Raw genomic sequence first — 3,101 nt, forward strand, 5'->3', positions numbered from 1 at the left:
CATGCGCGACCTCGGCCTGCAAACGATGGCCCGCGCCATGGAGTACGTCCCGGGCGTCACCATGGGGCAAGGCGAAGGGCACCGCGACGCCCCCACGATCCGTGGACAGAGCACGACCGCCGATTTCTTCGTGGACGGCGTCCGCGACGACGTCGAGTACTACCGCGATAGCTACAACGTGGCGCAGATCGAAGCACTGAAAGGAGCCAACGCGCTCGCTTTCGGTCGCGGTGGTGGCGGCGGGGTGATCAATCGGGTCATGAAGCCGGCCGAGTGGACACCCACCCATAGCGGAAGTCTGGAGACGGGCTCCTTCGACCAGCGTCGCGTCACGCTCGATGTCGGGCAGGGGATCACGTCGCAGTTCGCGGCGCGCGTGAACGCGCTGCATGAGAAGAGTGGCTCCTTCCGCGACTTCATGTCGTACGAGAAAAGTGGTTTCAATCCCACGATCGCGTTCCGCGCTGGTCCGACAATGGTGCGCGCCGGCGTGGAACGCTTCGTTGACCGGCGCACGGTCGATCGCGGCATCCCGTCAGCCAACGGACGCCCGTCCGCGCTCGACTGGCGCACGTTCGTCGGTGACCCCGATCGTAATCTCTCCACCATGACGGTGGACGGCGCGCACCTGATGGCCGAGTACGACAACAGCCGTGGCCTCACGCTGCGCACGCACAGCCGTGCGGTGCAGTACGACAAGTTCTATCAGAACGTGTTCGCGTCGAGCGCCGTGAATGCCGCCGGGACGCAGGTGAATCTGGGCGCGTACAACACGGCCACGGGCCGCCGCAGCCTGTTCAATCAGAGTGATCTCGTGTACACGTCGCGTTTCGGCGCGGTGCGACAGACACTGGTAACTGGAACGGAGTTCAGCCGCCAGGCCACCGATAACGTGCGACTGACCGGGTACTTCGATAATGTGACGACATCGCGCACCGTGCCGCTCACGGCCACGGCCGCAGTGGCGCCGGTGTCGTTCCGCGCGAGTGCAACCGACGCTGACAACGACGCCGTGGCCAACGTTGCCGCCGTGTTCCTCCAGGAGCAACTGCACGTCGGTAACCACGTGCAGTTCGTGATGGGGGTGCGCTACGACCGCTTCGCCGTAGGAGTGAGGGATCATCGCACCGACATCGTGACGCAGCGCGTGGACTACTTGCTGTCGCCGCGCGGGGGCATCGTGTTCACGCCTGGTCGCACCGTGTCATTGTACGGATCGGTGGGCATCTCATCGCTGCCCAGCGCCGGCGACCAGTTCTCATCGCTCCCGGCGAGCCGAGCTGCGCTCAGGCCGGAGCAATTCCGCAATCGCGAAGTGGGCGTGAAGTGGACACCGACCGAAGCGCTTGAAGTCAACACGGCGTGGTATCGCCTCGACCGGACGAACAGTGCCGCACCGGATCCGGCCAACGTCGCCCTTCTGGTGCAGACGGGGGCGCAGCGCACCACTGGTGTGGAGGTCGGCGTGACCGGTGCCGTTACATCCCGATGGAACGTCGTGGGCGGCGTGGCGGTGCAGCAGGCGCGGTTTCTCAGTCGCACGTCGGCCGCCCGCGCCGGCGCTACGGTGCCACTCGTGCCTCGCACCACACTCTCGCTCTGGAACAAGGTGCGCGTGACGTCACGCGCGTCGCTCGGTGCCGGTGTGGTGCATCAGGGCCAGCGTTACGCAGCCATCGACAATAGCGTGACCCTGCCATCGTTCACGCGCCTCGATGGCGGACTCTTTTTGTCACTGCCGCTGTCGCTGACCATGCAGGTCAACGTCGAGAACGTGCTTGGCACGCGTTACGCGGCCACGTCGCATGGCAACAACAACATCATGCCCGGAGCCCCGCGCACCGTGCGTCTGTCCTTGTCCGTACAGCCGTGAGGTGAGAGAGCCGGCGTGTCAATTCGTCGCGCACGTCTTGAACCCCCACCAAACCATGCCATATTAGATGGTTACACACGCGCTCGTCCGGAAACGGCCGGGCGCGCGTCTTTTCTGTCCCGCCTCAGTGGACCTGCGCATGTTTCAGGAACTCATCGCCAAAATGGCGCGTGAAGTCGAAAAGCTCTCGCACGAGCTCAACGTCACGCTTCCCTTTGAAATCCGGAAGGCGGTCGAACTTGGCGACCTGAAGGAGAACAGCGAGTACAAGGCGGCACTGGAACGCCAGCAGTTCGTGCAGGCGCGCCTCGGGCAGCTCACACAGCGCGTGACGAAGCTCGCGAACATCGATATCGCGCAGATCGCGACCGATCGTGTCGGCCTCGGATCGAAGGTGATCGTCGAGGAAGAGGAGACGAAGGTGCGTGAAGCGTATGAACTGGTGTTCGGCGACGCCGGTGAACTGCAGGAAGGTCACGTCACGATGGCGTCGCCGATCGGCCGCGCCTTGCAGGGCAGGGCGGTCGGGGAGCATACCATCTTCAAGCTGCCGAAGAAGATTCGTCGTCTGGTGATTGTCGAACTGACAACGATCCATGAACGCGGCGCCGAAGAGCTCGCCTGATTCGCCCGACTTCAATTCTCCCTGTTGCCGGAGCACTGTGATGCAGCGTGCCGAATACACCACTCGTGGCCCCGTCCCGCAGGATGTCATCGAATGCGTGACGCATGAGACGCCCGTGCCGCAGGCCGGTGAGGTGTTGCTCGAGATGCTGGCCGCGCCGATCAATCCGTCGGACGTGCTCACGCTCACCGGCCAATACGGTATGTTGCCGCCCCTGCCGGCCGTGGGCGGCAACGAAGGTGTGGGACGCGTGGCAGCTCTTGGTGATGGGGTGACGTCGGTAGCTGTGGGACAGCGCGTGCTGTTGCCGATCGGCTCCGGCACGTGGGCGTCGCATCTCGTGGCGTCGGCGGCGGGGCTGATTCCGCTACCGCCAATCGGTGACCCGCTGCAACTGGCGATGATGTCGGTCAATCCGCCCACGGCGTCGCTGCTCTTGTCCGAGTTCGTAGCGTTGGCACCGGGCGATTGGGTGATGCAGAACGCCGCCAACAGCGGAGTGGGCGAGTACGTAATTCAACTCGCCAAGCGCCGGGGTCTCCGCACTGTGAACGTGGTGCGGCGCGAGGATGCCATCGCGCCACTGCACGCCTTGGGTGGCGA

General features: G+C 64.5%; 3 protein-coding genes. All 3 read left to right on the forward strand.

What is annotated here, in order from left to right; genetic code table 11:
• A partial coding sequence (locus ACESNG_RS22065; protein WP_373070883.1) for a TonB-dependent receptor occupies positions 1–1,873 on the forward strand: 1,873 nt, incomplete at its 5' end.
• Positions 1,874–2,012: 139 nt separating this feature from the next.
• Positions 2,013–2,498 carry a GreA/GreB family elongation factor gene (locus tag ACESNG_RS22070; RefSeq protein WP_373057960.1) on the forward strand — a complete coding sequence of 162 codons (486 nt, stop codon included), beginning with the start codon at positions 2,013–2,015 and terminating at the stop codon, positions 2,496–2,498.
• A 40-nt stretch (positions 2,499–2,538) separates the two neighbouring features.
• A partial coding sequence (locus ACESNG_RS22075) for a zinc-dependent alcohol dehydrogenase family protein (RefSeq protein ID WP_373070885.1) occupies positions 2,539–3,101 on the forward strand: 563 nt, incomplete at its 3' end.

The organism is Gemmatimonas sp. (assembly GCF_041689975.1).
In the GTDB taxonomy this organism is placed as follows: domain Bacteria; phylum Gemmatimonadota; class Gemmatimonadetes; order Gemmatimonadales; family Gemmatimonadaceae; genus Gemmatimonas.

Excerpts from the sequence above, each read along its gene's own strand:
- ACESNG_RS22070 (WP_373057960.1), top strand. The coding sequence starts at position 2,013 with ATGTTTCAGGAACTCATCGCCAAAATGGCGCGTGAAGTCGAAAAGCTC.